At 73.1% G+C, this 25875-nt stretch carries 18 protein-coding genes and 1 tRNA gene; 9 read left to right on the top strand and 10 right to left on the bottom strand.

What is annotated here, in order from left to right; genetic code table 11:
* Window positions 1-187: 187 nt before the first annotated feature.
* The 4 genes from AB0D10_RS00270 to AB0D10_RS00255 all read left to right on the top strand — a co-directional run bounded on the left by AB0D10_RS00270 (window position 188) and on the right by AB0D10_RS00255 (window position 6305).
* Window positions 188-1921 (top strand): ABC transporter ATP-binding protein, encoded by a 1734-nt coding sequence (locus AB0D10_RS00270; protein ID WP_360248686.1) that lies wholly within the window; start codon window positions 188-190, stop codon window positions 1919-1921.
* Between the two features lie 170 nt (window positions 1922-2091).
* The gene (locus AB0D10_RS00265) at window positions 2092-3990 is read left to right on the top strand and encodes an ABC transporter ATP-binding protein (RefSeq protein ID WP_360249694.1); all 1899 of its coding nucleotides are present in this window, start codon (window positions 2092-2094) and stop codon (window positions 3988-3990) included.
* Window positions 3991-4113: 123 nt separating this feature from the next.
* The gene (gene sigJ / locus AB0D10_RS00260; protein WP_360248683.1) at window positions 4114-5025 is read left to right on the top strand and encodes an RNA polymerase sigma factor SigJ; all 912 of its coding nucleotides are present in this window, start codon (window positions 4114-4116) and stop codon (window positions 5023-5025) included.
* 197 nt (window positions 5026-5222) lie between these two features.
* Window positions 5223-6305, top strand: coding sequence for an FAD-dependent oxidoreductase (locus AB0D10_RS00255; RefSeq protein ID WP_360248680.1), 1083 nt, complete (start codon window positions 5223-5225; stop codon window positions 6303-6305).
* Window positions 6306-6416: 111 nt separating this feature from the next.
* On the opposite strand, the gene lepA is transcribed toward AB0D10_RS00255, so the two are convergent.
* The gene (gene lepA / locus AB0D10_RS00250; RefSeq protein ID WP_360248677.1) at window positions 6417-8285 is read right to left on the bottom strand and encodes a translation elongation factor 4; all 1869 of its coding nucleotides are present in this window, start codon (window positions 8283-8285) and stop codon (window positions 6417-6419) included.
* A gap of 188 nt (window positions 8286-8473) precedes the next feature.
* On the opposite strand from lepA, the gene AB0D10_RS00245 reads away from it, so the two are divergent.
* From AB0D10_RS00245 to AB0D10_RS00235, 3 genes are all read left to right on the top strand, one after another.
* Window positions 8474-8779: an antibiotic biosynthesis monooxygenase gene (locus tag AB0D10_RS00245; protein WP_360248674.1), complete on the top strand. Its 306-nt coding sequence runs from the start codon at window positions 8474-8476 to the stop codon at window positions 8777-8779.
* Window positions 8780-9090: 311 nt separating this feature from the next.
* The gene (gene rpsT, locus AB0D10_RS00240) at window positions 9091-9360 is read left to right on the top strand and encodes a 30S ribosomal protein S20 (RefSeq protein WP_329931122.1); all 270 of its coding nucleotides are present in this window, start codon (window positions 9091-9093) and stop codon (window positions 9358-9360) included.
* A 461-nt stretch (window positions 9361-9821) separates the two neighbouring features.
* On the top strand, window positions 9822-10493 hold the full coding sequence (locus AB0D10_RS00235; protein WP_360248671.1) for a hypothetical protein: 672 nt from the start codon (window positions 9822-9824) through the stop codon (window positions 10491-10493).
* Between the two features lie 129 nt (window positions 10494-10622).
* On the opposite strand, the gene holA is transcribed toward AB0D10_RS00235, so the two are convergent.
* Window positions 10623-11621 carry a DNA polymerase III subunit delta gene (gene holA, locus AB0D10_RS00230; protein WP_360248668.1) on the bottom strand — a complete coding sequence of 333 codons (999 nt, stop codon included), beginning with the start codon at window positions 11619-11621 and terminating at the stop codon, window positions 10623-10625.
* Between the two features lie 102 nt (window positions 11622-11723).
* Between holA and AB0D10_RS00225 the strand changes: the two genes are divergently transcribed.
* On the top strand, window positions 11724-12017 hold the full coding sequence (locus AB0D10_RS00225) for a hypothetical protein (protein WP_360248665.1): 294 nt from the start codon (window positions 11724-11726) through the stop codon (window positions 12015-12017).
* Window positions 12018-12193: 176 nt separating this feature from the next.
* Here AB0D10_RS00225 and AB0D10_RS00220 read toward each other — a convergent pair whose 3' ends face one another.
* The 8 genes from AB0D10_RS00220 to AB0D10_RS00185 all read right to left on the bottom strand — a co-directional run bounded on the left by AB0D10_RS00220 (window position 12194) and on the right by AB0D10_RS00185 (window position 24811).
* Window positions 12194-14878 (bottom strand): ComEC/Rec2 family competence protein, encoded by a 2685-nt coding sequence (locus AB0D10_RS00220; protein WP_360248662.1) that lies wholly within the window; start codon window positions 14876-14878, stop codon window positions 12194-12196.
* 26 nt (window positions 14879-14904) lie between these two features.
* The gene (locus AB0D10_RS00215; RefSeq protein ID WP_360248659.1) at window positions 14905-15951 is read right to left on the bottom strand and encodes a helix-hairpin-helix domain-containing protein; all 1047 of its coding nucleotides are present in this window, start codon (window positions 15949-15951) and stop codon (window positions 14905-14907) included.
* Window positions 15952-16150: 199 nt separating this feature from the next.
* Complete coding sequence (locus AB0D10_RS00210) at window positions 16151-16996, bottom strand: DegV family protein (protein ID WP_360248656.1); 846 nt, start codon at window positions 16994-16996, stop codon at window positions 16151-16153.
* Between the two features lie 204 nt (window positions 16997-17200).
* The gene (locus AB0D10_RS00205; RefSeq protein WP_360248653.1) at window positions 17201-17989 is read right to left on the bottom strand and encodes a hypothetical protein; all 789 of its coding nucleotides are present in this window, start codon (window positions 17987-17989) and stop codon (window positions 17201-17203) included.
* 339 nt (window positions 17990-18328) lie between these two features.
* On the bottom strand, window positions 18329-21217 hold the full coding sequence (gene leuS / locus AB0D10_RS00200) for a leucine--tRNA ligase (RefSeq protein ID WP_360248650.1): 2889 nt from the start codon (window positions 21215-21217) through the stop codon (window positions 18329-18331).
* Window positions 21218-21617: 400 nt separating this feature from the next.
* Entirely contained in the window at window positions 21618-22913 is a 1296-nt protein-coding gene (locus tag AB0D10_RS00195; RefSeq protein WP_360248647.1) for a hypothetical protein, read from the bottom strand.
* Between the two features lie 98 nt (window positions 22914-23011).
* Window positions 23012-23084, bottom strand: a tRNA-Ala gene (locus AB0D10_RS00190).
* A gap of 287 nt (window positions 23085-23371) precedes the next feature.
* Entirely contained in the window at window positions 23372-24811 is a 1440-nt protein-coding gene (locus AB0D10_RS00185) for an MFS transporter (protein WP_360248644.1), read from the bottom strand.
* A gap of 103 nt (window positions 24812-24914) precedes the next feature.
* Between AB0D10_RS00185 and AB0D10_RS00180 the strand changes: the two genes are divergently transcribed.
* Entirely contained in the window at window positions 24915-25817 is a 903-nt protein-coding gene (locus AB0D10_RS00180) for a helix-turn-helix transcriptional regulator (protein WP_360248641.1), read from the top strand.
* Window positions 25818-25875: the final 58 nt, after the last annotated feature.

The following is a 25875-nucleotide window of genomic DNA, read 5'->3' as shown; positions in this document are numbered from 1 at the left end:
CCGACGGCACCGGTGACCACGCCGCGCCGACGGACGCGGCCCGCGTGGAAACCAACGAGCGAACTGCCGGACGGTTCGGCAAAAGCCCGGCAAACCCCCGGTTCCCACACGCCGAATGGCCTGTACGACGCTACAGAAGAACGAGAATTGGGGTGCGAACCCGACCGGCGACGACAAGAGTGTGCAAGTGCTGATCAGACTGCTGAGGGCGTACCTGCGCCCCTACTCCCGACCGATCACCCTGCTGGTGCTCCTCCAGCTGGTGTCCACCCTCGCGGCGCTCTACCTGCCGACGCTCAACGCCGACATCATCGACGACGGCGTGGTCAAGGGCGACACCGGCTACATCCTGCGAGTCGGCGGGGTGATGATCGGCGTGACTGTCCTCCAGGCGCTCTGCTCCATCGGCGCCGTCCTCATCGGCTCCCGCGTCGCCATGGCCTTCGGCCGGGACGTCCGCGCCGCCGTCTTCGACCGGGTGCAGAGCTTCTCCGCCCGCGAGGTCGGCCAGTTCGGCGCCCCCTCCCTGATCACCCGCACCACCAACGACGTCCAGCAGATCCAGATGCTCGCCCTGATGAGCTTCACGCTCATGGTCGCCGCACCGATCATGTGCGTCGGCGGCATCATCATGGCGCTCAACCAGGACGTCCCGCTGTCCGGCCTGCTGCTCGCCGTCATCCCCGCCCTCGCCGTCGTCGTCGTCCTCCTGGTCCGCGCGCTGCGCCCGCAGTTCCGCAGCATGCAGGAACGGATCGACACCGTGAACCGGGTCCTGCGCGAACAGATCACCGGCATCCGGGTCATCCGCGCCTTCGTCAAGGACGGCCAGGAACAGGCCCGCTTCGCCACCGCCAACGAGGACCTCACCGACGTCGCCCGCCACGTCGGCCGGCTGATGGCCGTCATGTTCCCCGCCGTCATGCTGGTCGTGAACGTCTCCAGCGTCGCCGTCCTCTGGTTCGGCGCCCACCGCATCGACAGCGGTGCCATGGAGATCGGCGCGCTCACCGCCTTCCTCTCCTACCTGATGCAGATCCTGATGAGCGTCATGATGGCCACCTTCATGTTCATGATGGTGCCCCGCGCCGAGGTCTGCGCCGAACGCGTCCAGGAAGTCCTCGGCACCGAGTCCAGCGTCGTCCCGCCCGCCACGCCCACCACCGAGGTCCCCCGCCGCGGCAACCTCGAACTGCGCGCCGTCGACTTCCGCTACCCCGGCGCCGAGGCCTCCGTCCTGCGCGGCATCGACCTCACCGCCCGCCCCGGCGAGACCACCGCCATCATCGGCTCCACCGGCAGCGGCAAGTCCACCCTCCTCGGCCTCGTCCCCCGGCTCTTCGACGCCACCTCCGGCCAGGTCCTGCTCGACGGCATCGACGTCCGCGAACTCGGCGCCGACACGATCGCCGACAACGTCGGCATCGTCCCCCAGAAGCCCTACCTGTTCACCGGCACCGTCGCCAGCAACCTCCGCTACGGCCGGCCCGACGCCACCGACGAGGACCTCTGGCACGCCCTGGAGATCGCCCAGGCCAAGGACTTCGTCGAAAAGCTCGCCGAAGGCCTCGACGCCCCCATCGCCCAGGGCGGCAGCAACGTCTCCGGCGGCCAGCGCCAACGCCTCGCCATCGCCCGCGCACTCGTGCGCAAGCCCTCCGTCTACCTCTTCGACGACTCCTTCTCCGCACTCGACTACGCCACCGACGCCAGACTGCGCAAGGCCCTCTCCCGCGAGACCTCCGACGCCACCGTCCTGATCGTCGCCCAGCGCGTGTCCACCATCCGCGACGCCGACCGGATCGTCGTCCTCGACGAGGGCGCCGTCGTCGGCACCGGCACCCACCGCGAACTGATGGCCGACAACCCGACGTACCGGGAGATCGTGCTCTCCCAGCTCACCGAGCAGGAGGCGGCGTGACCAGCCCCGGAAGCCCCACCGCGGACACCGCGGACACCGCGGACACCGCGAAAGCCGATCTGACCGAACCCGGCCCGGCACCGGCCGCCCCGGCCAAGGCCGCCGGCGGACTGACCACCGACTCCCAGGCCGCCGCCGCCCGCCGCGGCCCCGCCGGCCCCGGCCGCTTCATGGGCGGCCAGGGAGCCGAGAAGTCCATGGACTTCAAGGGCTCCGGCAAGCGCGTCCTCGGCCTGCTGCGCCCCGAACGCAACATCCTCGTCGGCGTCCTGCTCCTCGGCGTGCTCGGCATCGGCTGCGCCGTCATCGGCCCCAAGATCCTCGGCAACGCCACCGACCTGATCTTCGCTGGCGTCGTCGGCGCCCGCTTCGCACCCGGCACCTCCAAGGCCCAGGTCATCGACGGACTGCGCGCCCACGGCCAGGGCGGCGTCGCCGACCTGCTCTCCGCCGTCGACTTCACCCCCGGCCAGGGCATGGACTTCGGCGCCATCGGCACCGTCCTGCTCTGGGTGCTCGGCATCTACGTCGCCTCCGCCGTCTTCGGAGTCTTCCAGGGCCGCCTGGCCACCAAGGCCATCCAGCTCGCCAGCTACCGGCTGCGCCAGGACGTCGAGGCCAAGCTCGCCCGGCTGCCGCTCAGCTACTTCGACAAGCAGCCGCGCGGCGAAGTCCTCAGCCGGGTCACCAACGACATCGACAACATCGGCCAGTCCATGCAGCAGACCATGGGACAGGTCGTCAACTCGCTGCTCACCGTGGTCGGCGTGCTGGCCATGATGTTCTGGATCTCCCCGCTGCTCGCCGTGATCGCCCTGGTCTCCGTGCCGGTCTCGGTGGTCGTCGCCACCAAGGTCGGCAAGAGGGCGCAGCCCCAGTTCGTCCAGCAGTGGAAGTCCACCGGCCAGCTCAACGCCCACATCGAGGAGATGTACACCGGCCACACCCTGGTCAAGGTCTTCGGCCGCCAGCGCGAGGCCGCCGAAACCTTCCGCGAGCACAACGAGGCCCTGTACGAAGCCAGTTACAAGGCCCAGTTCATCTCCGGGATCATCCAGCCCGCGATGATGCTGATCGGCAACCTGCAGTACGTGCTGGTCGCCGTCGTCGGCGGCCTGCGGGTCGCCGGCGGCGCCCTGTCCATCGGCGACGTGCAGGCGTTCATCCAGTACTCCCGGCAGTTCAGCCAGCCGCTCACCCAGGTCGCCAGCATGGCCAACCTGGTCCAGTCCGGCGTCGCCTCCGCCGAGCGCGTCTTCGAACTCCTCGACGCCCCCGAGCAGAGCGCCGAACCGGCCGTTCCCGAGAAGCCCGACGCCGTGCACGGCCGGGTCGCCTTCCAGGACGTCTCCTTCCGCTACGACCCCGACAAGCCGCTCATCGAGGACCTCTCGCTCAAGGTCGAACCCGGCCACACGGTCGCCATCGTCGGCCCCACCGGCGCCGGCAAGACCACCCTGGTCAACCTGCTGATGCGGTTCTACGAGGTCAGCTCCGGACGGATCACCCTCGACGGCGTCGACATCTCCGCGATGTCCCGCGAGGACCTGCGCTCCGGCATCGGCATGGTTCTCCAGGACACCTGGCTGTTCGGCGGCTCCATCGCCGACAACATCGCCTACGGAGCCCACGGCGCCACCCACGAACAGGTCGTCGAAGCCGCCAAGGCCGCCCACGTCGACCGCTTCGTGCGCACCCTCCCGGACGGCTACGACACCGTCATCGACGACGAGGGCGCCAACGTCAGCGCCGGCGAGAAGCAGCTCATCACCATCGCCCGCGCCTTCCTCGCCCAGCCGTCCATCCTGGTCCTGGACGAGGCGACCAGCTCCGTCGACACCCGTACCGAGGTGCTCATCCAGCGGGCCATGGCCCGGCTGCGCACCGGCCGCACCAGCTTCGTGATCGCCCACCGGCTCTCCACCATCCGGGACGCCGACGTGATCCTGGTGATGGAGAACGGCTCGATCGTCGAGCAGGGCTCGCACGACGAACTGATCGCCGCCGACGGCGCCTACGCCCGGCTCTACCAGGCCCAGTTCGCGGAGGCCGTGGCCGAGGTGGACTGACGCGAGGCGGACCGGCGGGCCGGGGCGGAACCTTCCGCCCCGGCCCTTCGCGCGTCCGGGCCCGGCCCCGCCCCGCCCGCCCCGGTCTTCGCAACCGGGCCCGGCGGGAGCTACCTTGGGCCCGTGATCGACGACCAGCCCCCGGCCGCCCCGGACGCCTTCGAGGCCAACCGCCGTTACCTGGGCTCGGTCGCCTACCGCCTGCTCGGCTCCTTCACCGACGCCGAGGACGTCCTGCAGGACGCCTGGCTCCGCTGGCAGGCCGCCGACCGCTCCACCGTCGCCGACCCCCGCGCCTTCCTGACCACCGTCGTCACCCGGCTCTGCTACGACCAGCTGGGCTCCGCCCGGGCCCGCCGGGAGGCCTACTACGGCGAGTGGCTGCCCGAACCGGCCGTCTCCTACGCGGACGGCCCCGACACCCCCGCCGACCTCGCCGAACGCGGCGAGTCCGTCTCGCTCGCCCTGCTCGCCGTCCTGGAACAGCTCTCCCCGGCCGAGCGGGCCGCCTTCGTGCTGCACGACGTCTTCGCGGTCGGCTTCGAGGAGATCGGCGCCTCGCTGGACCGCTCCCCCGACGCCGCTCGCCAGCTCGCCTCCCGGGCCCGCCGCCGGGTCAAGGACGGCAGCCGGCGCGGCGGCGGCACCGGCACCGCCGAGCACCGTCAGGCGGTCGAAGCCTTCGCCGCCGCCAGCAGCCGCGGCGACATCCTCGCCCTGATGGAGGTCCTCGACCCGGACGTGGTCTGGCACTCCGACGGCGGCGGCATCGTCCGCGCCGGCGTCCGCCCCATCCACGGCGCCGACCGGGTGTCCCGCATGGTGGCCGGCCTGGTCGCCAAGTGGTTCACCCCCGACACGGCGATCGGCCACGCCCTGGTCAACGGCGAACCCGGCCTCGTCTGGTACGACCGGGCCGGCGGCACCGTCGGCGGCGTGCTCGCCTTCACCGTGACCGACGGACGGATCACCGAAGCGTACGTCGTCGTCAACCCCGAGAAGCTCGGCCGGATCAGCCCCGTCACGGCCCCCTGACGACTCCCCGACGACCCTCCGGCACCCCCGGATACCTCCGAAGACCCCGGGAGACCCCAGAGGCCCCGGAGGCCCCGGAGGCCCCTGCCCGGACCTCCGCGGCGCTGTGACGCGGGTCACGGTCACATCCCGACCGGCCGCGTCGTCCCCTTCCCGAACAGCGCCCCACGGGGGCGCACCGAACGGAGGCGGACGAGATGACCAGCACCACCACCACCGGAAAGCGGATCGTCGTCCTGGGCGCCGGGTACGCCGGACTCACCGCGGCCAAGGGCGCCGGACGGCACCACGACGTCACCCTGGTCGCCCCCGAGGAGCGGCTCCTGCACCGCATCCGCCAGCACGAGGCGGCGGCCGGCCGCAGCCGCGACTGGCCGGCCATCGGCGAACTGACCCGCGGCCGCACGATCCGGCACCACCGGGCCCGCGCCGTCGAACTCGACCTCGCCGGCCACCGGGTCCGGCTCGACGACGGCACCAGCCTCGCCTACGACACCCTGGTCTACGCCCTCGGCAGCCGCACCGCCTGGCACGGCGTCCCCGGCGCCGCCGAACACGCCCTCCCCGCCGAACGCGCCGCCGAGGTCCGGCGCCGGATCCGCGAAGCCGACCGGCCCGGCACGCTCGCCGTCGTCGGCGGCGGCGCCACCGGCATCGAGCTGGCCACCGAACTCGCCGAAGCCCACCCCGACTGGACGGTGCGGATCGTCGCAGCCGGCCCGGTCGGCGGCATCTACTCACCCAAGGGCCGCACCCACGTCCGGCGCGTCCTCGACCGGCTCGGCGTCCACATCCACGAGAACACCACCGTCACCGGGGTCACCCCGGACGGACTGCGCACCACCACCGGCCCGATCGACTCCGACCTCACCGTCTGGGCCGCCTCGATGGAGCCGCACCCGCTCGCCGCCGAAGCCGGGCTGGCCGTGGACGAACGCGGCCGGGCCCTGGTGGACGACCACCTGCGCTCGGTCTCGCACCCGGACGTCCACGTGGTCGGCGACGCCGCCGCCGTCACCGTCCCCGGCGTCGGCACCCTGCGGATGGGCTGCGCCACCGCCCTGCCGCAAGGCCAGTACGTCGGCAAGCTGCTCGACGGACGCACCGGGAAGCCGTTCTCGTTCCGGTACGTCGTGCAGTGCGTGAGCCTCGGCCGACGGGACGGGCTGCTCCAGCTGGTCCACGCCGACGACTCGATGAAGCCCACCGTGTTCACCGGCACCATGGGCCGGCTGGCCAAGGCCGGGATCGTCTCGGCCGTCTTCAGCGCCCTGAAGTGACCGCCGCGGCGACCCGCGCCGCGTTCCGCTGCGGCGCCCCCGCCGCCGGAATGCCCCGCGGGAACGCGAAAGGGCCCGGGCGTGACACCCGGGCCCTTCGGCTCGCCTCGGTTACTTCTTTTCCTTCGGCGCCTCGGCGTCGGTGGACAGCGCGGCGATGAAGGCCTCCTGCGGGACCTCCACGCGGCCGACCATCTTCATCCGCTTCTTGCCTTCCTTCTGCTTCTCCAGCAGCTTGCGCTTGCGCGAGATGTCACCGCCGTAGCACTTGGCGAGGACGTCCTTGCGGATCGCGCGGACCGTCTCACGGGCGATCACCCGGGAGCCGATGGCCGCCTGGATCGGCACCTCGAACTGCTGGCGGGGGATCAGCTTCTGCAGCTTGCCCGCCATCATCACGCCGTAGCCGTAGGCCTTGTCCTTGTGGACGATCGCCGAGAAGGCGTCCACCGCGTCACCGTGCAGCAGGATGTCGACCTTGACCAGGTCGGCGGTCTGCTCGCCGATGGGCTCGTAGTCGAGCGAGGCGTAACCGCGGGTCTTGGACTTCAGCTGGTCGAAGAAGTCGAAGACGATCTCCGCGAGCGGGAGGGTGTAACGCAGCTCGACCCGGTCCTCGGAGAGGTAGTCCATGCCCTGCAGGCTGCCGCGGCGGGACTGGCAGAGCTCCATGATCGCGCCGACGAACTCGTTGGGCGCGAGGATGGTGCCGCGCACGACCGGCTCGTACACCTCGGCGATCTTGCCGACGGGGAACTCGCTCGGGTTGGTGACGGTGTGCTCGGTGCCGTCCTCCATGATCACCCGGTAGACCACGTTGGGGGCGGTGGAGATCAGGTCGAGGTTGAACTCGCGCTCCAGGCGCTCCCGGATGATCTCCAGGTGCAGCAGGCCGAGGAAGCCGCAGCGGTAGCCGAAGCCGAGCGCGACCGAGGTCTCCGGCTCGTACACCAGGGCCGCGTCGTTGAGCCGCAGCTTGTCCAGGGCGTCGCGCAGCAGCGGGTAGTCCGAGCCGTCCAGCGGGTAGAGGCCGGAGAACACCATCGGGCGCGGGTCCTTGTAGCCGCCGAGCGGCTCGGTCGCACCCTTGTGCATCGAGGTGATCGTGTCACCGACCTTGGACTGCCGGACGTCCTTCACACCGGTGATGATGTAGCCCACCTCGCCGACGCCGAGGCCGTCGGCGACCTTCGGCTCGGGCGAGATGACACCGATCTCCAGCAGCTCGTGGGTGGCGCCGGTCGACATCATCGCGATGCGCTCGCGCTTGGTCAGCTGGCCGTCGACAACACGGACGTAGGTGACCACGCCGCGGTAGGAGTCGTACACCGAGTCGAAGATCATCGCGCGGGCCGGGGCGTCCTTGACGCCGACCGGGGCCGGGATGGTGTCGACAATGTGGTCCAGCAGGTCCTCGACGCCGAGGCCGGTCTTCGCACTGACCTGAAGCACGTCACCCGGGTCACAGCCGATGATGTGCGCGATCTCGGCGGCGTACTTCTCCGGCTGCGCGGCCGGCAGGTCGATCTTGTTCAGCACCGGGACGATCGTGAGGTCGTTCTCCAGCGCCAGGTACAGGTTGGCGAGGGTCTGCGCCTCGATGCCCTGGGCCGCGTCGACCACCAGGACGGTGCCCTCGCACGCGGCGAGGGAGCGGGACACCTCGTACGTGAAGTCCACGTGGCCCGGGGTGTCGATCATGTTGAGGATGTGCGTCGTCCCGGCGTTCGAGCCGGTCTTCGGCGCCCACGGGAGGCGGACCGCCTGCGACTTGATGGTGATGCCGCGCTCACGCTCGATGTCCATGCGGTCGAGGTACTGGGCACGCATCTGCCGGGGGTCGACGACGCCGGTGATCTGCAGCATCCGGTCTGCGAGCGTCGACTTGCCGTGGTCGATGTGGGCGATGATGCAGAAGTTGCGGATCAGCGCCGGGTCGGTACGGCTGGGCTCTGGCACATTGCTGGGGGTCGCGGGCACCTTGGTCCGATTCTCCGTTGGTCCGGGGCCGGGGGCGTCCGGGTCATCACTGACCGGTTTCCCGGGGACCGGACAGTCTCGTCCGATCGAAATAGTTCCTCCCATCCTCCCACGAGCACGGGCCCTGCTGCCGTTCGGGCACCGTCCGGCCCTTCCCGCCCCCCTCACCGGGCGGCAGGATGGCTCCCGTGATCCTCGAAAGCGCCCTGCTCGACGTCCTGCCCGGCCGGGAGGACGAGTTCCTCGCCGCCTTCGCCGAGGCCCGCCCGCTGATCACCGTCCAGCGCGGCTTCCGCTCCCTACGGCTCCGGCGCTGCCTCGACGAGGGGCGCGACTCGCGCTTCCTCCTCCAGGTCGAGTGGGACACCCTCGCCGACCACACCGAGGGCTTCCGCACCTCCCCCGAGTACCAGCGCTGGCGCGCGCTCCTGCACCACTACTACCGGCCCTTCCCCGAGGTCGAGCACTACGGCGAGCCGCTGCTCGACGCGTAGCCCCGGCCGAGGCTGTCCGGCGTAGCGCGCGCGGGGGCGGTCCGAGGGGCCAACCGGGGCGGTCCGGGGACGCTCCGGGCCGCTTCCGGGGGCGGGCCGGGAGCGCTTCCGGGGGCCGCTCCCTGGGCAGTCCGGACGCGGTCCGCAGGGCGGCGCGCGCGACGGTCCGCGGACGGGAGCCCGGTTTGGGGCGTGCGGCGGGCCCTGGTAGCGTGGTCAGCTGCACCTGGCCTCGGCATGCCCTCTCAGCTGGTCCGACGGCCGCCCGGTGTGATCCCGTTCAGCATCTTTAGACAGACTGAGGCTCTTTCGTGGCGAACATCAAGTCCCAGATCAAGCGCAACAAGACCAACGAGAAGGCGCGCCTGCGCAACAAGGCCGTCAAGTCCTCGCTGAAGACCGCTCTGCGCAAGGCCCGTGAGGCCGCTGCCGCCGGCGAGACCGAGAAGGCCGTCGTGCTGGCCCGCGCCGCCTCCAAGGCGCTGGACAAGGCCGTGAGCAAGGGCGTCATCCACGCCAACCAGGCCGCCAACAAGAAGTCGGCCATCACCAAGCGCGTCAACACGGCCGCCCAGGCCTGACGCCCCTCGGGGGTCTGAACCCCCGACCGCCTCGGGACGGTCCGGCCCTCTACCCGGACACCCGAGACGAGCGAGACTCGCACCGCACGCGGCCTGCGTTCGCCACGCGGGTGCGGTGCACGAAGCAGTACGGCAGGCGCCGCAGTCGGCCTCCTCCCCGGAGACCACTGCGGCGCCTGTCGCGTTCCCCGGTCCGGCCGCTATGGTCGGTCAGGTGCGATCGAGGTGCGGGGGGAGCACCCCGACGCCGGGTTTGGGGGGAGAACTTCATGACAACGCCACCACCGCCGGCACCGAACGGGCCGGGGTACGGATTCCCGCAGCAGCAGCCGCAGGGCACGGGCGCGCAGCCCGTACCGGGGGCGCAGCCTCCGTCGGGCGCGCCGGGCTTCGGGCCGCCCCCCGGATTGCCCGCAGCCCCGGGCATGCCCGCGGCCGCGGGGACGACGACCGCTCCCGGGATGACGGCGGTGCCGGGGGGCCGCGCGCCGGGTTCCGGGGGGAACCTGCGACGCAACGCCGTCTGGGCCTTCGTCGGCGCCGTGCTCGCCTCGGCCGGCTGGACCGCCGCCGTGATGACCGTCCCCGGCATCGTCAGCAGCGCCTCCTCGCCGCGCAGCCTCGGCAGCTACCACCTCTCCGACGACTTCTGCACCACCGGGAAGCCCACCAAGCTGCTCCAGACGTACTCCGTCTCGGACACCTCCGCGCCGACCCACCACACCGACCGGAACCCGGCCCTGGACAGCATGAACTGCTCGATGAGCCTCAAGCGGACCGGCGGCAACAGCGACAGCGAGTACGCCTCGGTCTACCTGCGCGCCGACCTGCACAAGGCGGTCAACCCGGCGCCCGAGCTGCAGGCCAACAAGGAGCTCTACCGGGCCCGCGGGTACCAGGTCACCGACGTCTCCGGGATCGGCGAGGAAGCGTACTTCCTGTACAAGGACGACAGCTCGGACAAGTACCACAGCATCTACGCCGAGCTGGACATCCGCGACGGCGGGATGACCTACTACATCAACTACAGCGCCAGCTACACGGACGGGAAGGCCAAGCCGCCGTCCAAGGACGACCTGCGCAGCGCCCTGCAGTCCGACGGACAGGACGCCATCCGGGCCATGCGGAAGTAGGCCCATGCGGAAGTAGGCCCCGGCGCGGGACGCCACGGTCCGCGCCGAGCCCCTCCGGTCAGCGCCGGTTAGTGCCGGATGGCGCCGGGCCACGCCGAGACCCGCCGAGCCCTGCCGAGACCCGCCGCGTCAGTAGGCGGGGCGGGAGCCGGCCCGTGCGGCCCGGGCGACGGCGACCACCGCGCGCTCCAGGGCGAAGGCCGGGTCGTCCGAGCCACCCTTGACGGCGGCGTCGGCCTGGGCGATCGCGGTCAGCGCAGTGGCCACCCCGTCGCCCGTCCAACCCCGCATCTGCTGGCGGACCCGGTCCACCTTCCACGGCGGCATGCCCAACTCGCGGGCCAGGTCGGCCGGACGCATGTTCCGCCCGGTGGTCGCCAGCCGCCCGATACTGCGCACGCCGGAGGCCAGCGCGTAGGTGATGCCGGTCGGCGGCTGGCCGACGGCCAGTGCCCACCGCAGCCGCTCCAGCGCCTCCGCCGCACGGCCGGTCACCGCCAGGTCGGCCACCTCGAAGCCGGTCGCCTCGGCCCGGCCGCTGTAGTAGCGGGCCACCACCGTCTCGTCGATCGTGCCCTCGACGTCCGAAGTCAGCTGGTGACACGCGGCCGCCAGCTCGCGCAGGTCGCTGCCGAGCGCGTCCAGCAGCGCCTGGCAGGCCTCCGGCGTCGCCGAGCGGCCCAGCGCCCGGAACTCGCCCTTGACGAAGGCCAACCGCTCGTTCGCCTTGGTCAGCTTGGCGCAGGCCACCTCGCGGCCGCCCGCCTTGCGCCCGGCGTCCAGCAGGCCCTTGCCCTTGGCGCCGCCCGCGTGCACCAGCACCATGATCACTTCTTCGGCCGGTGCCTCGATGTACGCCTTGACCTCCTTCACCGAGTCGGCGGAGAGGTCCTGGGCAGCGCGCACGACGATGACCTTGCGCTCGGCGAACAGCGACGGCGTGGTCAGCTCCGCCAGACTGCCCGGCTGCAGCCCGCCGGGCGGCAGGTCCCGCACGTCGGTGTCCGGATCCGCCGCCTTCGCCGCCGCCACCACCTGGGCGACCGCGCGGTCCAGCAGCAACTCCTCCTGGCCGACCGCGAGGGTCAGCGGGGCGAGCAGGTCGTCGGGTGCACTCTTCCTGGCCATCGCCTACCAGCATCCCACGCGCCGCGGACACTACGGCCCGACCGACGGCCCGACCAGCCGCCCACCCGGACGGCCGAACCCAGCGGCCTGGAGAATGGCAGGGTGACCGACAACCACACCACCGACCTCCCGGACGTCGCCGACCCGCACGCCCGGCAGCTGCTCGTCCTGCCCGACCGCGACGCCGCCGAAGAGGCGGCCGAGGACCTCGGCGCCACCCAACCCGACCTCGGCGAGCTAGAGATCGTGCGCGACTCGCTCGCGGGCGAGGACGACGCCGAGGACGCCCAGTGGCTCGTCGTCGTCGAAGCACCCGACACCGGCTGGACCCCCGCCGTGCTGAGCGCCCTCGACGCCCTGGCCGCCGAACACGAAGGTTGGCGCGAGGAGGCCTGAACCGGAGGCATGACGGGCAAAATTTGGCTCTTCATTTCTCGGCGCGCTCCGGGCCGGGCCCGGAGCGCGCCGAAACGTTTCTGCTGGGCCCGCCGCCGCAGAGCCACGCTTCCTCCCAACCCCACTCCCTACCCCTTTCCCTTCCCACGTGGTGGTTGGGAGGAGGACAGCGGAGCTCACCCGGGCGGGGCCCGCGGTGCACCCGGGGCCTGTCCGGGACGGGTGGGGGCCGCGGAGTCGGCCGTGGCCCGGGCACGCGGCCGGTGGGCCGCGTGCCCGGGCTGCGGGTGGACGGATACACCGAGGGTGGCCGGGGAATCGCCGGTCACCGCGATGTCACCCGCCAGGTCGGTCCGCAGCACCGCCGCACCGAGCGCGCGCAGCCGGTCGACCGTCTTCGGGGACGGGTGTCCGTACGCGTTGCCCTCACCGCAGGAGATGAGCGCCAGCCGGGGCCGCAGAGCACCGGTCAGACCCCAGTCCTGATGGGCCGAACCGTGATGCGCGACCTTCAGGACGTCGACCCTTCCCAGCCGCCCCGACAGGGCCGACTGGGCCGGCGGTTCGAGATCTCCGAGCAGTGCCATCCGTAGTCCTCCTGTCAGTGTCACCATCAGTGCGACGCTTGCGTTGTTCGCGCCGGGCGCCTCGATGTCCGACCCGGGAACGGGCCACACCACGTCCCAGGCCAACTCCGTTCCGATCGAGCGCCGTTCGCCACGGCCGGCCCGCAGCAGCGGAACGCCGGCCCCGGCTGCCCAGCTCGCCACCCGGGCCGCCTCGCCCGGCGGCTCGTCCAACGTCGTCCCCTCGACCGCGCCGACCTTGCGGCCTCGCAACACCCCTGGCACGCCCTCGACATGGTCGGCGTGGAAGTGCGTCAACAGCAGCAGGGGCACGGTCGTGATGCCGAGGTCGCGCAGGCACCTGTCGGCGGCGTTCGGATCCGGACCGGCGTCGATCACCACCGCGCTGTCCGGCGCACCGGCTGCAAGGGCCAACATGTCCCCCTGGCCGACGTCGCACATCGCCAGGCGCCACCCCGGCGGTGGCCAGCCGGTGGCGATCCGGCTGAGTTGCGGCGGGCGCAGCAGCACCGCCAGCAGGACCACCAGCAGCGCACCGGTCACCAGAGCCCGGACCGCCCTGCGCCGTGGGCGGGCGGGCGCCCGGATGCCGGGCGCCGTGTGCCGGGGCAGCAGGAGCGGCGCCACCCAGCAGACGGCCAGGACCGCTACCGCGACCGTGACTGTCCCGAACCAGCCTCCCGGCCAGGACAGTTGGCCTCCCGGCAGCTCGGCGCCGCGTCGAGCGACCAGGGCGAGCCAGCCGGCCGGCACTCCGGCCGGCACCGCGAGCAGACGGGCCAGAGCCGGGAGGAACGGATGCAGGGCGAGCACCCCGAAACCGAGCAGGGTCGCCGGGGCCACCGCCGGCTCGGCCAGTAGGTTGCACGGGATGCCGACCAGGCTGATGTGCCCGGACAGCACCACCGTCACCGGTGCGCACAGTGCCTGCGCGGCTGCCGTCGCCGCGACGGCGCCCGCGAGGTGGTGCGGCCAGCGCCGGGCCCGCAAGGCCTCGGCCCAGTGCGGCCCGAGGACGAGCAGCCCGGCCGTGGCGAGCACCGAGAGCAGGAAGCCGAACGAGCGCGCCAGGAACGGGTCCAGCAGGATCAGCACCAGAACGGCCCCGGCGAGCGCGGGCACCGCCTGACGGGGCCGGCCGGTGGCGAGGGCCAGCATGCCGATCAGTCCCGTCCCGGCTGCCCGCAGCACGCTGGGCTCGGGGCGGCACACGGTCACGAAGGCCAGCGTCAGCCCCGTGCCGAGCAGGGCACAGGTGCGCAGGGGGAGCCCCAGTACGGGCGCGAGCCCGCGCCGTTCCGGGGTGCCTGCCTGGCCGGGTGCGCCCAGCAGCGCACCGAGGACGATGGCCAGGTTGGCTCCGCTGACCGCCACCAGGTGGACCAGGTCGGTGGCCCGGAACGCGTCTTCTAGGTCGTCGGGCAGCCGCGAGGTGTCGCCGACGGTCAGGCCCGGGAGCAGCCCGCGCGCATCCGGCGGGAGCCCGTCGGTGGCGGTGCGCAGGCCGGCGCGCAGTCGTCCGGCGATCCGCTGGGGCAGGCTCGGCGGTGCCAGCTGCAGGGGTGGGCCGTGGACGACCAGGAGCGCCGCGGATTCGGTGTCGTGGCCCTCGCCCGCGGGCTGCACTTCGACCTCCACGGACAGCCGTTGGGACGGGAGCATCCGCTGCCAGGCCTCGCCGTCGGCCCCTCGGACCAGGACGGTCACGGGTGTACGCGTCCGGGTGGCCGGCCCGTCCGGGAGGAGGGTGACCCGGTCGGCCAGGGCGTCCACGGTGAGCAGCGGCTGCCCACCGGTTGTGCCGCCCCGGGAGGTACGGACTTCGGGGTCTCCCGCGATGGTCAGCTCCACCTCCACCGCCCGGGCGGGAGCGTCCGGCGACCGTGGCACGGTGTGTTCGGCCGCGCGGGCGAGTTCGGGCAGCGGGCCCCGGTGCAGGTCGGCGGTGTGCAGCGGGGTCGCGATCGCGGCCGCCGCTCCGGTGAGCAGGACGGCGGCGAGCGTCACCCCGGCCCCTTGTCGGCGCAGGACGCCCGGCCGGACGAGCAGCAGGACGGCCGCGAGCGCGGCGGCTCCCGCCGTCGCGAGGACGAGGGCTGTGTACCTCGTCTCCAGGCCGAGGAGCGCCGCCGTGACCACCCAGGCCGAGACGGCGGGCAACAGCAGTCGGAAGTCGGTGCCGGAGGGGTGGGCGTGCGGGATCGATGCGGTGGTGGACAGGGCGGCACCTCCCTTCGGAGCGAGCGGGACGGACGGACGAGCGCACGAGCGCACGAGCCGACGAGCGGGCGGCGGATGCGTCAGAGGGTGAGCAGCGGCCTGAGTTCCGCGTACGTACGGGCCCCGATGCCGCTGACCTGACGGAGCTGGTCGAGAGAGCGGAAGGAGCCGTGCGACGTGCGGTAGGCCAGGATGCGCTGGGCGAGGGTCGGACCGACGCCGGGGAGGGTGTCCAACTGTTCGAGGGTGGCACGGTTGAGGCTGACTGCCGGCCGGGGTAGGGCGGGCCCCGGCGGTCCGCCGTCGCCGGCAGTTCCGGCGGCCGGCGCGGGTGCGGCGGGCTGCTCACCGACGACCAGCTGTTCACCGTCCGTCAGGAAGCGTGCCAGGTTGAGGTTCCTGGTGTCCGTCTCCGGCAGCACGCCGCCTGCGGCCCGCAGGCCGTCGGCCACCCGCGAGCCGCCGGGCAGGGTGTGCAGCCCCGGGGCGTGGACCCGTCCGCCGATGTCGACCACGACGGCCGCACTGACACCGCTATCGGCGCCGGCACCGGCCCTGGTTGCCGCACCGGCAGGGCCGCCTCCGGTCGCACCGGCCTCGCTCCCTGATGCTGCGTCGACGGATGCCGCCACGTCCGGACCCTGATGCGCCGAGGCGGCTGCCAGCGCGGGAACAGCGACGGTCTCCGGCCTGGCCAGCCAGAAGTGCTGGACGGCGTAGCCGACCGCGAACAGCAGCAGGATGACCAATCCGGCCACCGCACGCCGGTCGAGCGCCACGGCCGGAGTGAACGAACCGAAGCGCGGGCGGGCCGCGGCATCCGGTGGATCCGGGGCCGGGTCCCGATCCATGACGGGGTCCGGACGGGCTCGACCGTCCGCGCCCGGAGGCCACGGCGTCGCACCCGTCGGCGGCCCGGTGGCGGGCCACTCCCCCGTCGCGGTCGAGGCAGCGCCCTCGACCGCCCCCGGGGAACCGCCCCCGCCTCCGCCGGCGCCCCCGCCTCCTCCGGCGCCCCGGCCGCCGTCCGTCGGCGCGGCGCCCGCCGGCAGCAGTGCCGCCATCCGCAGCCGCACCGTCTCGTTGATCGTCTGGCGCTTCGCCGCGCCCAGGCCCATGGTCGTCATGCCGAGGACGCTAGGAGTCCTCCGGCGGACATGCAGAAATTGCCGAAATCCTGTGGATAACCCGGGGGTTGTGGACAAAGCGCGTCACTCACACGAGTGATCGAGACCCTCGGAAGTTGACCAGAGGATGCCCCGTCACCGATCCCCGGCCCCACGCCCCGCGCGCCGTCGGCCACACCCCACCTGCCCGCAGCCCCCGTCAGCGCGGCGCGACCACCACCGCGAGCAGCCCCGGCCCGACGTGCGCGCCGATCACCGCCCCCACCTCGCCGACGTACAGCTCCCGCAGCCCCGGCACCCGCGCCCGCAGCCGCTCCGCGAGCGGTTCGGCCCGGTCCTCGGCAGCCAGGTGGTGCACGGTGATGTCGACGTCCCGCTCCCCCGACCGCTCGACCGCGATCTCCTCCAGCCGCGCGATCGCCCGCGACGCCGTCCGCACCTTCTCCAGCGGCTCGATCCGCCCCCCGTCCAGGTGCAGCAGCGGCTTGACCGCGAGCGCCGACCCGAGCAGGGCCCGCGCCGTCCCGATCCGCCCGCCGCGGCGCAGGTGCTCCAGGGTGTCGACGTAGAAGAACCCGCTGGTGTCCGCCGCCCGCCGGCCCGCCGCCTCGGCCGCCTCCGCGAGGCCCTGCCCCGCGGCGATCGCCTCGGCCGCCGCCAGCACCCCGTACCCGAGCGCCATCCCGACCAGCCGGCTGTCCACCACCCGCACCGGTACGGGTGCCTCTGCGGCCGCCAGTCGGGCCGCCTCGACGGTGCCGGACAGCTCGCCCGAGATGTGTACGGAGACGATCCCCTTCGCCCCGGCCTCGGCGGCCGCCCGGTAGGTCGCCGCGAAGGTTTCCGGGTTCGGCCGGGAGGTGGTCACCCGCTGCTTGCCGCGTAGCGCCTCGGCGACGTCCTTCGGGGAGATCTCGACGCCCTCGCTCAGGACCGAGTCACCGACCGCGACGCTCAGCGGGACCACCGTGATCCCGTGCCGGTCGAGGGCCTCCTGCGGCAGGTAGGCCGTGGAATCGGTGACAAGCGCGAGGTCGGAGGGCATGAGGCGGAGGTTACTCCCCGTTGGTGCGCGAGGACAGCGCCCGTCGGCGAAGGGCCATGCCCCGGCCACGACATACCCGCGACGCGCTCTCGACGCGCTCTCGACGTACCCTCGACGCGCTCTCGACACGCCCGCTGCACGCCCGGCGCGCGGCGCCCGGCGACCGGCGACCGGCGACAGGTCCCGGCGGAGACGGGGAGCGGGTCAGCCCGCCGAGGATCCCGTCGACGGCTTCCGCAGCCGCTGCGCCAGCTTGGCCAGCGGGTCGGCGAGCCCCAGCAGTTCCTCGGCGCTCGGACGGCTCTTCCCGTCCGTCAGCCCCGCCCGAGCCTGTCCCCCAGCCCCCGAACCGGCCCCCGCACCCGGCCGCGACCCGGGCCGCGCGCCGGTGCCGGTGCCCGCACCGGAACCCGCCGCCGAACCCGCGGAATCGGGTCCCACACCGTCCCAGTGCCGCAGCGCCCCGGCCTCGCTCTCGCACTCCTGGCCGAGCCGGCGCAGTTCGTCGTCCGCGAACCGGTGCATCCGGTCCTGCGCGGCCCAGCGCATGGTCTCCGCCGCGTGCGTGATCCGCTCGGCCCGCTCCCGGAGCTCCGGCAGCTTGGCGGCGATCCGCGCGGTGTCCGGCTCGCGTTCGAGCATCCGCAGCTCGCCGTCGAGCTCGGCAGCGTGGGCGTCGAGCCGGGTCAGCAGGGCGAGCGACTCGCTGAGCTGACCGTCCTGTTCGAGTCCGCCCTCCAGCACCTGCCGGGTGCCGTCGAGCGAGGTCCGCAGGCCGAGCCGGACGGTGGCGATCTGCGCGGGCGGGCCGATCCTGGTGTACGTCTTCGCCTTGAGGGTAGCGGTCTCGACGGCACGGCGGGCGTTGGCCTCGTGCTTCTCGATCTTCACGCCGACGGCCTTGGCCGCTTTGACCGTGCCGACCACCGCCATGGCGACCACCGCGATCCCGATGAGCAGGACCAAGCCGATCATCACGCCGAACACGTCCATCGCGCGCCACCTTCCGCCGCCGTTTCGGCCCCCACCGCACCCAACGCGGGCCGCATCGCCATGGGTTCCAAGGTAGCGCCGGATCGCTCGCCGGGGCGGCCCGAACGGGCCCGGCGGCCGGAGATCAGGGTAGGATCCGGGATCTCCCCGAGGGCCCGGGCCCGTCCGACACCGCGCCGCGCCGCACCCACAGAGCGCCGAAGCACGCACCGAGAACACCCCGCCCGAGAGCACCGGTCCGAGACCACCCCGCCCGAGAGCACCGGTCCGAGACCACCCCGCCCGAAAGCACCGGGCGGGCGCCCCGAAGGACGCCCGCCCGGTCGGTCACGGCCGGTGTCAGCCGGTGACGATGTTCACCAGCTTCGGAGCCCGCGCGATCACCTTGCGCACCTCCGCGCCGCCGATCGCCGCGACGACCGCCGGCTCCGCCAGCGCCAGCGCCTCCAGCTCGGCGTCCGAGATGCTCGGAGCGACCTCCAGCCGGGCCTTCACCTTGCCCTTGATCTGCACCACGCAGGTCACCGTTTCGTCCACCACGTACGCCGGGTCGGCGACCGGGTAGTCGGTGTGCGCCAGCGACTCGCCGTGGCCCAGGCGGCGCCACAGCTCCTCGGCGACGTGCGGGGCCAGCGGCGCGACCATCAGCACCAGCTGCTCGGCCACCGCCCGCGGCGTCGAGCCGCGCTTGACCAGGTAGTTGTTCAGCTCGATGGCCTTGGCGACGGCCGTGTTGAAGCGCAGCCCGGCCATGTCGCCGCGGATGCCGTCGATGGCCTTGTGCAGGGCGCGCAGCGTGGCCTCGTCCGGGGCCTCGTCGGTGACGACCAGCTCGCCGGTGGTCTCCGAGACGACGTTGCGCCACAGTCGCTGCAGGAAGCGGTACGAGCCGACGACGGCGCGGGTGTCCCACGGGCGGGAGACGTCCAGCGGGCCCATCGACATCTCGTACAGGCGCAGCGTGTCGGCGCCGTACTCGTCGGCGATGTCGTCGGGCGCGACGGCGTTCTTCAGGGACTTGCCCATCTTCCCGGCTTCGCGCTTGACCGGCTCGCCCTGCCAGGAGTACTGGCCGTCGCGCTCCTCGACCTCGGCGGCGGGCACCGGGAAGCCGCGCTCGTCGCGGTAGACGTCGGCGGTGATCATGCCCTGGTTGAACAGCTTGTGGAACGGCTCGACGGACGAGACGTGGCCCAGGTCGTGCAGCACCTTGTGCCAGAAGCGCGCGTACAGCAGGTGCAGGACGGCGTGCTCGGCACCGCCGACGTACAGGTCGGCGCCGCCGGCGGGCTTGGTCTCGGTGGGGCCCAGCCAGTACTGCTCGTTGGCCGGGTCGACGACTGCGGAGGAGTTCGCCGGGTCGACGTAGCGCAGCTCGTACCAGCACGAACCCGCCCAGTTGGGCATGGTGTTGGTCTCGCGGCGGTACTTCTTCGGTCCGTCGCCCAGGTCCAGTTCGACGTTGACCCAGGCCTCGTTGCGGGACAGCGGGGTCTCGGGCGAGGAGCTGGAGTCGAAGGCGTCGTAGGTGCGCGGCGAGTAGTCGTCGACCTCGGGGACCTCGACCGGCAGCATCGACTCGGGCAGGGCGTGCATGACGCCGTCCTCGTCGTAGACGATCGGGAAGGGCTCGCCCCAGTACCGCTGGCGGCTGAACAGCCAGTCGCGCAGGCGGTAGTTGACGGTGCCCTCGCCGATGCCGCGCTCGGCCAGCCAGGCGGTGGCGCGGGCCTTGGCGTCGACGACGCTCAGGCCGTCCAGCGACAGGTCGCCTTCCTCGCGGGCGGAGCCGACGATGACGGAGTCGTAGGTGTCGAAGGCGTCGTCCCACTGTGCCGGGTCCTGGCCGCGACCGTCCGTCGGCTCGACGACGCAGCGCATCGGCAGGGCGAAGGCGCGGGCGAAGGCGAAGTCACGGTGGTCGTGGGCGGGGACGGCCATGATGGCGCCGGTGCCGTAGCCCATCAGGACGTAGTCGGCGATGAAGACCGGGACGGACGCGCCGCTGACCGGGTTGGTCGCGTAGGCGCCGGTGAAGACGCCGGTCTTGACCTTGGCGTCGACCTGGCGCTCGACGTCCGACTTGGCGGCGGCCGTGGCGCGGTAGGCGGCGACGGCGTCGGCGGGGGTGGCGGCGCCGCCGGTCCACTCGGCGGGCACGTCCTGCGGCCAGGCGGCGGGGACGATCGAGTCGACCAGGCCGTGCTCGGGGGCCAGCACCATGTAGGTGGCGCCGAACAGGGTGTCGGGGCGGGTGGTGAAGACGGTGATCGGCTCGCCGGAGCCGACCGCGAAGTCCACCCGGGCGCCTTCGGAGCGGCCGATCCAGTTGCGCTGCTGCAGCTTGATGGCCTCGGGCCAGTCCAGCAGGTCCAGGTCCTCGATCAGGCGGTCGGAGTACGCGGTGATGCGCATCATCCACTGGCGCAGGTTGGACTTGAACACCGGGAAGTTGCCGCGCTCGGAGCGGCCGTCCGCGGTGACCTCTTCGTTGGCCAGCACGGTGCCCAGGCCGGGGCACCAGTTGACCGGCACCTCCTTGGCGTACGCCAGGCGGTACTCGCCCAGCGTCTCGTCGCGCTCGGCGGCGGACAGCGACGCCCACGGGCGGCCGTCCGGGGTCTGCCGCTCACCGGACTCGAAGGCGGCGATCAGCTCGGTGATCGGCCGGGCCTTGCGGGCGGTGTCGTCGTACCAGGAGTTGAAGATCTGCAGGAAGATCCACTGGGTCCAGCGGTAGTAGTCCGGGTCGATCGTGGAGATCGAGCGGCGCGGGTCGTGGCCCAGGCCCAGCCGGCGCAGCTGCTGGCGCATGTTGGCGATGTTGGCCTCGGTGGAGACCCGCGGGTGGGTGCCGGTCTGCACCGCGTACTGCTCGGCGGGCAGGCCGAAGGCGTCGTAGCCCAGCGTGTGCAGCACGTTGTGGCCGGTCATCCGCTGGTAGCGGGCGAAGACGTCGGTGGCGATGTAGCCCAGCGGGTGGCCGACGTGCAGGCCCGCGCCCGAGGGGTACGGGAACATGTCCATGATGAAGCTGTGCGGCCTCGCGGCGACGTCACCGGCCGACGGGTCGGCCAGCGCACCGGTGGGGTTGGGGGCGTGGAAGGTGCCCTCCTTCTCCCAGATGTCCTGCCAGCGGGACTCGATCTCGGCCGCCAGCGCGGCGCTGTACCGGAACGGCTCGGTCGCGGTCTCGGACGCGCCGGACGCAGGGGTCGTCTCGCTCATGGTCCTTCAAGCTCCATCGATGTCGGTGGGCGAACCGTGCGGGCGCCCGGCCGGTGGGACCCCGCCCGGGTCGGGGCCGGGGGCGGAAAACAAAAAAGCCCCTCGCAGGAGGGGACGCCACGCCGACTCCGGCACCGCCCGAGGGCGCAGCCGGTCCTGGTCAGCGCGGCCGGCTAAGGAGCAGGCGCACGGTTCGCATGGGCTCAGGGTACCGCAAGCACATCGGCGCGCTCCCGGGTATACCGCCGGGACGGCCCTCCGAGCAGCGCCACGGCGGCCTCGGCCCGCGACCCCGGCGACACCACGACGGCCCCACCGCTCCGCCCCACCGACCCCACCACGCCCACCGGCCTGACCAGCCCGGCCCGACCACAGCAGCAGCCAAAGCCCCACGGCGACCTCACCGCGACGCCGCCCGCCCCGCCGCGTCGAAGTCCCGCAGCGCCCTCGCCAGCCGCTCGGACTGCATCCCCGCCGCGAGCGAGCGCGCCAGCGCCGCGGTGCGGGCCGCCTCCCGCTGGTCGCCGAGCCGCCGGTGGGTCTCGGCGAGGCGCACCATCAGCAGCGCCTTGGAGCGCGCCCGCCCGGGCCCCAGCCCGGCCACGGCCTCGGCGAGCAGGGCCTTCGCGGGCCGGTACCGGCCGAGCGCCAGCCGTCCCTCGCCGACCATCCCGGCGAGGGAGGCACGGGCCTCCTCGGCACCGGGCACGCCGTCCAGTTCGGCGAAGGCCCGGGTGGCGGCGGCCTCGGCCCGCTCCGGCTCGTCCCGGCGGCCGTGGGCGCGGGAGAGCCTGCCGAGCTGGCGGGCCCGCCCGTTGGGGCCGAGGGCGGCGCCGTGGGTCTCCAGGGCGGTTTCCAGTGCGGAGACGGCGTCCAGGCCGCGGCCCCCGGGGCCCTGCGTGGCGAGCACCACCAGCGCGCCGAGCACGGCGACCCCGAGCCTGGGGTCGCCGCTGACGTGGGCGGCGCGCAGCGCGGCGACGAAGGCGCGCTGGGCGGCGGCGTCGTGGCCGAGGTCGTACGCGGCCCAGCCGGCCAGCCGGGCGAGCCGGCTGGCCGTGCCGTACAGCTCGCGGCCCAGCCGCTCGTCGTACGCGCCCAGTTCCAGCAGTTTCGCCAGCATGGCGAGTTCGGCGCGGGTGGGGCCGAGGACGAGGCCGCCGCCGCAGGAGCGTTCGAGGCGTTGTTTGCTGCGGTAGGACAGGCCGAGCTCGCCGACCAGGCCGGCCTCGACGCGCAGCGCGCCCTCGCCGCCCCCGACGGGTGGCGGCGGCGAGTCGAGCCGGGCGGCGGCCTGGTCGAGGTCTGCGTTGCGGAAGAGGTCGGTGAGGCGGACCGGCCCGGCGTCGGTGGCGGCCTCGCGCAGCGCGGTCTGGGCGGTGTCGGCGGTCCACGGGTCGGTGAGCAGCCGGGGCGAGAGGATCTTGGCGCCACGGTGGCCGCCCATCCGGCCCCAGAGCTGCTCGTAGGTGACGGCGATGCCGAGGGTGCGGCTGAGCACTTCGCAGACCGCCTGGTCGTGCGGGCTGCGCGGCACCATGCCGCGGTCGCGCCACTTGTACGGGGCGGTGGAGCTGATGGCCAGGCCCGGCGGCAGTGCGAGGCTCACCTCACGGGCGAGCCGTTCCGGGCTCCAACCGAGCTGGTGGAGTATCCGGGCCAGTTCCTCGTTCCGCCTTCGCTCCAGATCGGCCATGGCACGACGGTAGCGGGATTCCGGCCCCTCCCGCCGGTGGGAGCGTCGAAACAGCAGAGAGCCGCCTCCCGTACCCGGGAGGCGGCTCTCGACTTCTGTGGAGCTATGGGGAATTGAACCCCAGACCTCTTGCATGCCATGCAAGCGCTCTACCAACTGAGCTATAGCCCCTTGACCTGCGATGCCACCGGGTCTTTCGGCCGTTTCCGTCCGGTTTCCCTCGGCGACATCGATTACTTTACACGGTCCTGGGCGTGCTCCAGAAATCCGTTTCCCGAGGCCCGCCGCGGGGGCGCCCGGAAGGACGCCGGGAGCCCCCTGCCGGTGCCCTCCCGGAAGCGTTCCCCCACGACCGCCCCCGCCCCGAGCCACGCGCGCGCCCCCTCCCGGGCCCCCGCCCGCAGCCACGCACGCGCCCCCTCCCCCGCCTCACCCGCGGCCACGCACGCGCTCGTCCGCTACCGCGCCGCCCGTCGGCTGCGCGCGGCGAAGCCCGCGGCGGCCAGCACCGCGACGGCGTTGACCAGCAGTGTGGTCCGCAGCGCGTGCCCGGACTCGGCGGCCGGCGCCGGCAGGTCGACCTGTCCGAGGAACACCGAGCCGAGCACCGCGACCCCGACCACCTGCCCGAGCTGGATGACGGTCACCATCACCCCGCTGGCGTCGGCCGCGTCCTCGGGTGCCACGCCCGCGAGCGCCCGGGCGAACAGCGGTGCGTACGCGCAGCCGGCAATGAGACCGAGCACGGCCATTTCCGCCAGCGGCCCCGCGTCGATCTCGGCGCCGTCGCCGAGGAGCAGGCCCAGCAGCAGGTAGCCGCCGCCGAGGAACACCCCGGCGAGCATCGGCAGGGTCCCGTGCAGCCGCCCGGGCAGCCGGTGCCAGTGCATGCTGGACAGGCCGAAGCCGATCGCGACGGGCGCCGAGCAGAGCCCGGCCTTCAGGGCGGTGTGGCCGAGCGCGGCCTGCTGGTGCAGGGCGAAGGAGAACATGAAGCCGGCGAAGGCCGCCATGATCGCGAACAGTCCGGCCGCCGCCGACCGCAGTCCGGGGGCGCTCAGCACCCGTCCGGAGATCAGCGGCTGCCCGCCGTTCCGGGCGATCCGTCGCTCGACCGCCACGAACAGGCCGAGCAGCAGCACGCCGCCCGCGATCATCGCCCAGCCCCAGGCGGGCCAGCCGAGTTCGTGGCCGAGGACGAGCGGCACCACGAGCAGGCCGAGCGCCGCGCCGAGCACCACCAGGCCGGGGATGTCGAAGCCGCGCGAGGCGTCGCCGGGGAGCCGGGGCAGCAGCCGGGCGCCGGCCGCCAGCAGCAGCACGCCGATCGGCACGTTGACCAGGAAGACGGGCCGCCACCCGCTGCCGAACAGGTCGGCGCTGACCAGCACGCCGCCGAGCACCTGGCCGAGTGCCATGCCGCCGGCCAGCACCGCCGAGTAGAGGCCGAGTGCCCGGGTGCGGGCGGCGCCGGTGAAGGTGCGCTGCAGCAGGCTCATCACCTGGGGCACCATCAGCGCCGAGCCGGCGCCCTGGAGCAGCCGGAAGGCGATCAGCCAGCCGGTGGTCGGGGCGAGGCCGCAGGCCAACGAGGCGGCGGTGAAGGCGGCCAGGCCGAGCTGGAACAGCCGGCTGTAGCCGTACCGGGCGCCCAGCCGGGCCCCGGTGATGAGCAGTACGGCGTAGGCGATGGTGTAGCCGGCGATCACCAGCTGCAGGGCGGCGCCCGAGGCGCCGAGGTCGGTGCGGATGGTGGGTACCGCGACGTTGACGATGGAGACGTCGAGCACGGCCATGAACTGTCCGCACAGGACGAGCGTGAGGAGCAGCCCGGGCCGTACGGCCGGGACTGCGGTGGTGCCTCCGGCCACGCCGGGCCGGATCTGGAGGTCCGTCATGGCCACCAGCCTGCGGCCCTGCCGGTACTGGTGGTTAGAGCCTGCTGATCCTGGTACTGGCAGCACCTGTATCGCCCGCCGGGCCTGCGGCACGATGGTGGCCATGACCGTCCTGGAGGAACTCCCCGCTGCCGCCCCGGGCGGGCGCGACCGCCGCCGCTCCGAGCTGGCCCGCTTCCTGAAGGCCTGCCGGGCGCGGGTGACCCCGGAGGAGGTCGGGCTCCCGCCGGGGCTGCGCCGCCGGACTCCGGGGCTGCGGCGCGAGGAGGTCGCGCAGCTCGCCGGGGTCGGGGTCACCTGGTACACGTGGCTGGAGCAGGGACGGCCGATCAACGCCAGCGAGCAGGTGCTCCTCGCGGTGGCCCGGGCGCTGCGGCTGGACGGCACCGAGCGCGAGCACCTGTTCCGGCTGGCCGGGATGTCCCCGTCGCCGCACGCGCAGCCGGCCCCGCCGGAGCTGAGCCCGTCGATCCGGGTGATCCTGGACTCGCTCGCCCCGCTGCCTGCGGCGGTCTCCAACACCCGGTTCGACGTGCTGAGTTACAACGGGCCGTACCGTTCGCTGTTCGGCACCGAGCGGATGCGCCCGTCCCGCGGGGCCGCCTTCAACAGCCTCTGGTGCATGCTGACCGCCCCGCCGTGCTGCAACCCGTGCGGGAACCGCGACGAGGCGCTGCCGCGGATGGTGGCGGTGCTGCGCTCGGCCTACGGCAAGCACGTGGGCGAGCCGGCCTGGGAGGAGCACGTGCAGCGGCTGTCGGCGCGCAGCGCGTTGTTCCGGGAGTTGTGGGACCGGCAGGAGGTGGCACCGCCGGAGACCTGGTTGCGGCTGTTCCGCCACCCGCGGCTCGGGGTGCTGCGGCTGAACGCCACCTACCTGACGATGCCGGGCGTGCCGGAGTGCTACATCGTGGTGTACGTGCCGGCGAGCCCGGAGGACCAGGAGCGGGTGGAGCAGCTCGACTCGCTGCCGCCGGGCGGCTGGACGCACATCTGCGAGCTGTGACGGGCACTCAGGGAGGGCGACGGGCCCAACGCCCGCGCGAACCCCGGGACGAAACGCC

The sequence above is a fragment of the Kitasatospora sp. NPDC048545 genome (genome assembly GCF_040651155.1).
Classification (GTDB): Bacteria; Actinomycetota; Actinomycetes; order Streptomycetales; family Streptomycetaceae; genus Kitasatospora.
This window is presented reverse-complemented; position numbering and strand designations above follow the sequence as displayed.

Bases quoted from the DNA above. Each gene is read 5' to 3' on its own strand.
- AB0D10_RS00265 (WP_360249694.1), top strand. From the start codon at position 2,092: ATGGGCGGCCAGGGAGCCGAGAAGTCCATGGACTTCAAGGGCTCCGGC.
- AB0D10_RS00255 (WP_360248680.1), top strand. From the start codon at position 5,223: ATGACCAGCACCACCACCACCGGAAAGCGGATCGTCGTCCTGGGCGCC.
- AB0D10_RS00235 (WP_360248671.1), top strand. From the start codon at position 9,822: ATGACGGCGGTGCCGGGGGGCCGCGCGCCGGGTTCCGGGGGGAACCTG.
- holA (WP_360248668.1), bottom strand. From the start codon at position 11,621: ATGGCCAGGAAGAGTGCACCCGACGACCTGCTCGCCCCGCTGACCCTC.
- AB0D10_RS00215 (WP_360248659.1), bottom strand. From the start codon at position 15,951: ATGACGACCATGGGCCTGGGCGCGGCGAAGCGCCAGACGATCAACGAG.
- AB0D10_RS00210 (WP_360248656.1), bottom strand. From the start codon at position 16,996: ATGCCCTCCGACCTCGCGCTTGTCACCGATTCCACGGCCTACCTGCCG.
- AB0D10_RS00205 (WP_360248653.1), bottom strand. From the start codon at position 17,989: ATGGACGTGTTCGGCGTGATGATCGGCTTGGTCCTGCTCATCGGGATC.
- leuS (WP_360248650.1), bottom strand. From the start codon at position 21,217: ATGAGCGAGACGACCCCTGCGTCCGGCGCGTCCGAGACCGCGACCGAG.
- AB0D10_RS00195 (WP_360248647.1), bottom strand. From the start codon at position 22,913: ATGGCCGATCTGGAGCGAAGGCGGAACGAGGAACTGGCCCGGATACTC.
- AB0D10_RS00185 (WP_360248644.1), bottom strand. From the start codon at position 24,811: ATGACGGACCTCCAGATCCGGCCCGGCGTGGCCGGAGGCACCACCGCA.
- AB0D10_RS00180 (WP_360248641.1), top strand. From the start codon at position 24,915: ATGACCGTCCTGGAGGAACTCCCCGCTGCCGCCCCGGGCGGGCGCGAC.